The organism is Gordonibacter pamelaeae 7-10-1-b (assembly GCF_000210055.1).
In the GTDB taxonomy this organism is placed as follows: domain Bacteria; phylum Actinomycetota; class Coriobacteriia; order Coriobacteriales; family Eggerthellaceae; genus Gordonibacter; species Gordonibacter pamelaeae.
The window spans coordinates 724,490-731,180 of sequence record NC_021021.1 but is presented as its reverse complement, the minus strand read 5'-3'; the positions used below and the strand labels follow the sequence as shown (position 1 = coordinate 731,180).

Annotated in this window: 7 protein-coding genes; all 7 read left to right on the top strand. The window is 65.5% G+C overall.

Translation table 11 applies throughout. The features are described 5' to 3' along the window. A partial coding sequence (gene nrfD, locus GPA_RS03475) for an NrfD/PsrC family molybdoenzyme membrane anchor subunit (protein ID WP_041238954.1) occupies positions 1-722 on the top strand: 722 nt, incomplete at its 5' end. A gap of 15 nt (positions 723-737) precedes the next feature. Then, complete coding sequence (locus GPA_RS03470) at positions 738-1,142, top strand: GntR family transcriptional regulator (protein WP_015538945.1); 405 nt, start codon at positions 738-740, stop codon at positions 1,140-1,142. Next, the gene (locus GPA_RS03465; RefSeq protein ID WP_041238952.1) at positions 1,129-2,115 is read left to right on the top strand and encodes an SPFH domain-containing protein; all 987 of its coding nucleotides are present in this window, start codon (positions 1,129-1,131) and stop codon (positions 2,113-2,115) included. Before GPA_RS03470 ends, GPA_RS03465 begins: the two co-directional genes overlap by 14 nt. Positions 2,116-2,371: 256 nt before the next feature. Beyond that, the gene (locus tag GPA_RS03460; RefSeq protein WP_114569034.1) at positions 2,372-3,145 is read left to right on the top strand and encodes a DmsC/YnfH family molybdoenzyme membrane anchor subunit; all 774 of its coding nucleotides are present in this window, start codon (positions 2,372-2,374) and stop codon (positions 3,143-3,145) included. Between the two features lie 21 nt (positions 3,146-3,166). After that, positions 3,167-5,794: a molybdopterin-dependent oxidoreductase gene (locus tag GPA_RS03455; protein ID WP_227155511.1), complete on the top strand. Its 2,628-nt coding sequence runs from the start codon at positions 3,167-3,169 to the stop codon at positions 5,792-5,794. A 16-nt stretch (positions 5,795-5,810) separates the two neighbouring features. Then, a complete protein-coding gene (locus GPA_RS03450) occupies positions 5,811-6,389 on the top strand; it encodes a 4Fe-4S dicluster domain-containing protein (protein ID WP_041238948.1) in 579 nt (192 codons plus the stop codon). Between the two features lie 111 nt (positions 6,390-6,500). Then, positions 6,501-6,691: hypothetical protein (locus GPA_RS18815; protein WP_041238946.1), on the top strand; the 191-nt coding region annotated here is incomplete at its 3' end.

The window sequence follows — 6,691 nt, the reverse complement described above, 5'->3', positions numbered from 1 at the left end:
CCTTCGTCCTGCTGGTGGCGGGCATGCTGTGCCTGCTGGCGGATCTCGGCCGGCCGGAGGCGTTCTACCTGCTGTTCCTCTATCCCACCGGCAGCTTCGTGTCCGTGGGGACGTTCGCCCTCACGCTGTTCGGGGCCTGCCTCGTCGTGGCGCTCGCTGAATCCGTGCTCACGCTGGGCCCTGCGTGGGAGAGGGCCGCGCTCGTCGCGAAAGCGCTCGGGGCGGTGCTGGCCGTCGTCGTGATGGTGTACACGGGGCTGCTCCTGAAGAGCGTCGTTGCCGTGGACCTGTGGCAGTCGGCGTGGCTGCCCGTGCTGTTCCTGTTCTCGGCGCTCTCGTGCGGCTGCGGCGTCGTGCTCTTGAGCACCTGCTTCTGCGTAGCCTCCCCGGGCGTGCTTGCGTGGATCCGCGGGCTGGCCATCGCGGACGCCGTGTTCATCGTGCTCGAGGCGCTCTCGGCGGCAGCATGCGCGGTGACGGTGAACGCCGCGAGCGCCGGCCGGCCGTTCGACGCGCTGCTTGCGGGGGAGCAGTCCTGCGTGTTTTGGCTCGGCTTCGTAGGATGCGGTATACTGGCGCCTCTGGCTATCGAAGTATCTGCGTTGGCCGCCCGACGCAGCCATCGGAGCAGCGTCGTCGCCGTGTTGGCGGTGCTCGTCCTGGTCGGTGGCCTGAGCCTGCGGTTCGTGCTCGTGAACGCCGGCGTCCAAACCGCAGTGTGAGAAACGACGGGACCGATGGCAACGAAGGACATACCCCCCTTTACCTTGAGCGACCAGAGCGACCTGCCGTTGTGGGTGCAGCTGCGCGACCGTATGGCGTACCTCATAAACTCGGGGTTCTACCAGCCGGGCGAGAAGCTGCCCACCGTGCGCAAATACGCCGCCGACCTGCATATAGCCTACAACACGGTGAGCAAGGCCTACATGGGCCTGGAGCGCGACGGCTACGTGACCACGGTTCGCGGCAGCGGCGTGTTCGTGAGCGACCCGGGCGCGTTCCCCCGGGAGGGCGGCCAGGCGGACCTGCTGGTCGAGGAGTTCGTGAAAAGCTGCCTTGAAGAGGGGATGGCCTACGACGACATTCCCAAGCTCGTGTCGAAGCACATACGGAAGATGAAGAGGGAGCATGAAGAGAAGTAGCAAAGAGCGCATCGCGCGGGACGAGCGGGACTCCTATCGCCGTTCGGAGATGGAGTTCGGCGTCGCCGCCGACGCCTATCGTTCCGATCCCAGCAGGAAGGCCACGCGCAACGGGGCCGTGATGGTGACGGTGGTGCTCGCGCTGGCCGCCTTCCTCGCGGTGCTGGCGCTGTGGTACGCGGTTGCGGGCGGCTTGAGCCTTGTCGGCATCGCCGTCGCGCTCATCGTGGGACTCGGGGTGCTGTCCTCGGTCCACGTGTGCCTCGAATGGGAGCGTGCGGTGATCATGCGCCTGGGCCGGTTCAACCGCCTGGCGGGCCCCGGCATCTTCTTCAGCATCCCGCTCATCGAGTTCAGCACGCTGCGCGTCGACCAGCGCACGACGGCCACCCCCTTCGGGGCGGAGGAGGCGCTGACCAGCGACCTGGTGCCGCTCGACGTGGATGCCGTGCTGTTCTGGATGATATGGGACCCCGAGAAGGCCTGCATGGAGGTGGAGGACTGCCGCTTCGCCGTGGCGCTGACCGCCCAGACGGCGCTGCGCGACGCCATCGGTCGCGCGTCTGTGTCCAACGTGGTGATGCGGCGCCACCAGCTTGACCAGGAGCTGCAGGAGGCGGTGGAGGCGAGGGTCACCGATTGGGGCATCGCGGTGCTCTCGGTGGAGATCCGCGACATCATCATCCCGAAGGAGCTGCAGGGGGTCATGTCCCTCGAGGCCCAGGCCGAATGCCGCAAGAACGCGCGCATCACGCTCATGGAGGCCGAGCGCGACGTGTCCGCCATCTTGCAGGAGGTCGCGGAAACCTACTCCCACGACGAGATAGCGCTCTCGCTGCGCAAGATCCACCTGGTGTACGAGGGCATGCAGGACAACGAGGGAACCGTCGTGGTGCCGAGCGCCTACAGCGAGGGCTTCACGCTCGACCCGAACAAGGACGCCCCGAAGGCTAACGGAAACCCCGCGACTTAGTTATACCTAAAATAGTATAAAGACAGCAAAAATTGTCGTGCGACACTCTTGATTGTCGCACGACAATTTTCCATAATAGGCGACAGAGGGATCGGCCGATTTCCTGCAAACACGCATCCGAGCGATCGCTGCGCCCACGCCCCCTTCCCAGGAGGCGGTGCGCCCGAGAGGCTTGGGCGAGGCGTGCGCCATCGCGGCGCGCGCCGCTAAGCGGACGCCTGCAGAGGGCAGGCGTATGGGAAGAGGAGGCTTGAGTATGGGGCTTGAATCTTTGTATCTGTTCACTATGCTGGGGGGTATGGCCGCCGGCGCGTACGCGTTCGACGCCGGTCTGCGCCGCACGCGCGAGGGCAGCCGTCCCTGGCTGGTTCCCCTGGTCGTCGTGGCGCTGTTCGCCGTGGGCATGATTGCGGCAACCACGCACGTGCACAGCATCCCGCGTGCGGTCGAATCGGTGTTCGGCGGCACGGTCAACTTCGGGTCCGGCATGATCCAGGAGGTCGCCGTTGCCGGATGCTTCTTCGTGCTGGCGATCATCGACCTGGTGGTCACGCTGGTTCGGAAGGGCAGCCCCTACGCGCTGCGCGTGGTGGGCGCCGTGGTGGGCGTGATTTGCCTGGTCATGATGGGCGTTGCCTATATCGATGTCTACGGGAACCCTGTCTGGTGCAACGCGCCGGCGACCATCCTCGCGTTCGTCGCGGGCGACCTGGCCATGGGCCTGGCGCTGTTCGCCCTGCTGGCCTCGGCAGACTACGCGGGCAAGCCGCTGCGCTTGGCGGCCTACATCGTGAACGCCGTGCTGGCCGTGGGCCTCGTGCTGGAGGCCGTCGCGTTCTCGGGCGAGGGCTTCAGCCCGATCACCCAGATCGCGGGACTCGTTATCGCACCGGTCGTCTCCGTCGTGCTCGTGGCGCTGTCGTCGAAGATCAACAACAAGAAGGCGCTTGCGATTGCCATCTGCGTCGCCTCGATCGTCGGCGTCGCCATCGCGCGCTACGCGTTTTACGCAACCTGCACGGTGGCGTAGGGAAGCAAAGGGGGATTCATCGTGAGCATTCAATCCAAGAACATTTCTCGTCGCGGCTTTCTGGGGGCCTCGGCGGCGGTGGCGGCGAGCGCTGCCCTGCTGTCGGCCACGGGCTGCTCCGCGGAGGCGAGCCTCGACGCCGCCGACAAGCACGAGCTGCCCGTCGACCCGGCTGAAGGCGGCGAGTGGGTGGCGGCCGCGTGCTGGCACAACTGCGGCGGGCGCTGCATGAACAAGGTCATGGTCAAGGACGGCGCCGTCGTGCGCCAGAAGACCGACGACACGCACGAGGACTCGCCGGACTACCCGCAGCAGCGCGGCTGCGTGCGCGGCAAGGCCCAGCAACAGCAGTGCTTCGGGGCGGATCGCCTGAAATACCCCATGAAGCGCAAGAGCTGGTCGCCAGAGAACCCGAACGGCGAGCTGCGCGGCAAAGACGAATGGGAGCGCATCAGCTGGGACGAGGCCATCGACTATATCGCCGACCAGTTCAAGACCATCAAGGAGAAGTACGGCAACCAGGCCTTCCTCATCGGCAGCTACGGCTCGCGCTATGCGTTCTCTCCGCTTCTGGCTTATGGCGGGCACACCTCCGTGGCGGACTCCACGTCCCACGGCGCCTACCTGCTGAACACGGCCGACACCATCGGTATCCCGAAAACCGATGCGGGCGTGTGCAACGACCGCACCGACATGTTGAATGCGGAGACCATCGTTTTCTACGCGTCCAACCCTGCCTGGTCGGCCGCCGGCACGCCGAGCTACCACTACATCCGCGCCAAGGAGGCGGGCGTCAAGTTCATCACGGTCGACCCCATCTACACGGCGTCGGCCCAGATTCTCGACGCATACTGGATACCCGTCCGCACCGGTACGGACACGGCGTTCATGCTGGGCGTGGCCTCCGAGATGCTGCGCCTGGACAAAGAGGAGGGCAACGTCGTCGACTGGGACTTCCTGGACAAGTGCACGGTGGGCTTCGATGCCGACCACAAGCCGGCCGACCTCAAGGAGGACGTGAACTTCCTCGACTACCTGAACGGCGTCTACGACGGCGAACCCAAGACGGCCGAGTGGGCCTCGAAGATCTGCGGCGTGCCGGTGGAGAAGATCACCTACTTCGCGCGCGAGATCGGCAAGGAGCATGACGTGTGGATGCTCCACAACTTCGCCGCCGCCCGCTGCAACGGGTCCGAGAACGTGCCCCAGCTGTTCATGACGCTGTCTGCCATGGGTGGCCACTACGGCAAGCCGGGCAACTGCTCCGCCAACAACTACCATGCCAACGCCGGCAATGGCGGCCCGGCACTGGTGAAGGCCGGCTCTTCCGGCCTGCCGAGCCTCAAGAACCCCATCGAGGGCGTCATCCCCGGCCCGCAGGTGTGGGAGGCGTGCTTCACGGGCAAGTACCGCAACGTGGGCGACTGGTACAGCGGCAAGGGCGCCCAGGCAGGCGTCGACGAGACGTGCGACATCCACTGCATCATCCACGACGAGAACGCCTACCTGCAGACCGGCCCCAACATGAAGCGCGGCATCGAGGCGCATCGCAAGATGGACTTCGTGCTGTCGAAGGCCCAGTTCCTCACCACCCAGGCGCTCTACTCCGACATCGTGCTGCCCGTGACGACGCAGTGGGAGGTTCCCGGCGGCCTCGCTTCCTCGAACCGCGAGTTCCTTTTCTGTTTCTCCCAGGTCACGGAGCCGCTGTACGAGGCCAAGACCGATGCCCAGATCAACACGCTCATCATGGAGGCGCTGGGGCTCGACCCGTCAACCGTCTACCCCATCAGCGAGAAGCAGGCGTTCTTCAACCAGATCGCCGGTGCCACGGTGATTAAGGAGGACGGCTCGGGCAAGTACGAGCCTCTCGTCACCATCACCGATGCCGACCTGAAGGAGTGGGGCGTTTCCGGCAAGCCGCAGACGGGCCGCGTGGGCCTCAAGGAGTTCATCGACAACGGCGGCTACCAGGTGGAGCGCAAGCTGGGCGATGCCTACAGCTCGTTCATCGGCTATGCCGACTACATCAAAGACCCCGCCGCCAACCCGCTGAAGACCAAGAGCGGCAAGCTGGAGATCACCTGCCAGGCCAAGGCGGACCTGTTCAACAGCATCGGTCTCATCGACCAGGAGTACCAGCCGTATCCCGAGTACCTCGTGCCCACCGTGGGCTACGAGACCACGTTCAAGGATGGCAAGATCGACGGCGAGGCAGGCGAGTACCCGTACCTCATGTTCAACCCGCACTACTTCAGGCGCTCCCACAGCGTGTTCAACAACTGCCCATGGTTGCGTGAGGCGTGGGCGAACCCGGTGTTCCTGAACGCGAGCGACGCGGAGGCGAAGGGCATCGCGGACGGCGACACCGTGCGCGTATGGACGAAGTACGGCGAGGTGCTGCGCAAGGCCTGCTGCATGGAGAACATGCGGCCCGGCGAGGTGGGCATTCCCCACGGCGCCTGGGTACGCGTTGACGAGGAGACGGGCATCGACCACGGCGGTGCGGACAACTACCTCATTGGCAACGATATTTCCGGCGGCGGTTTGACCAGTTACAACAACAATAACTGCAACTTCGAGAAGTACGAGGGCACACCGCTGGAAGACGACTGCGACACTGACAAGCGCATCATCGAGCTTGGCTAGGGAAGGAGGAGCAACCATGGCTGTTGGATTTTACCTTGATATGACGCGCTGCATCGGCTGCCGCGCGTGCCAGGTGGCCTGCAAGGACAAGAACCGGCTCGAGGTGGGCACGCTGTACCGCGAAGTGCACAGCTACACGGTGGGGACGTTCCCCGAGGTGGACGGCTACAGCTACTCGTTCGGCTGCAACCATTGCGAGGAGCCTATCTGCTTGAAGAACTGCCCGACGGGGGCCATCTACCGGGCGCCCGACGGGACGGTCGTGCAGGACCAGAGCAAGTGCATCGGGTGCCGCATGTGCGTCATGTCGTGCCCGTACGGCCAGCCGAAGTACTTCCCAGACGAGGGCGTGTCCGGCAAGTGCGACGGCTGCTACGGCCTGCGCGAGGCCGGCGGCGAGCCGGCGTGCGTGGCGGGATGCCCCAACCGCGCGCTCAAGTTCGGCGAGATGGACGAGCTGCGCGCCGAGTTCGGCCCCGACCTGAACGAGGGCAGCATCGCCGTGCTGCCGTCCCCGGACGAGACGCACCCGAACATCCTCATCAAGGCGAAGGACTGTGCCCAAGATGCAGGATACCGGGAGCTTACCTGGTAACCTACCCCCTTTCTTGCCGCGTCGCAGATCCCTCCCTGCGGCGCGGCAACCATGTTTGCCGGAGCACCCGCCAACCTGCCCGCGGGCTGCCACGAGAGACGGGAGACCGCTATGCCGAACGAGGAGCGCGAGAGCGCGATAGCGATGGGGCTGGCCCGTCGCACGTACCTGTACCGCCTGTTCCATGTGGTGTTCGGAAGCCGCCCGACCGGCGAGGGCGTCGCGAAGGTGCTCGGCGGCGAGACGCCGGCCCTGCTCGGCTCTGTGGGCGAGGCGCTGGCCCGGGACGGCTTCGCCGATCT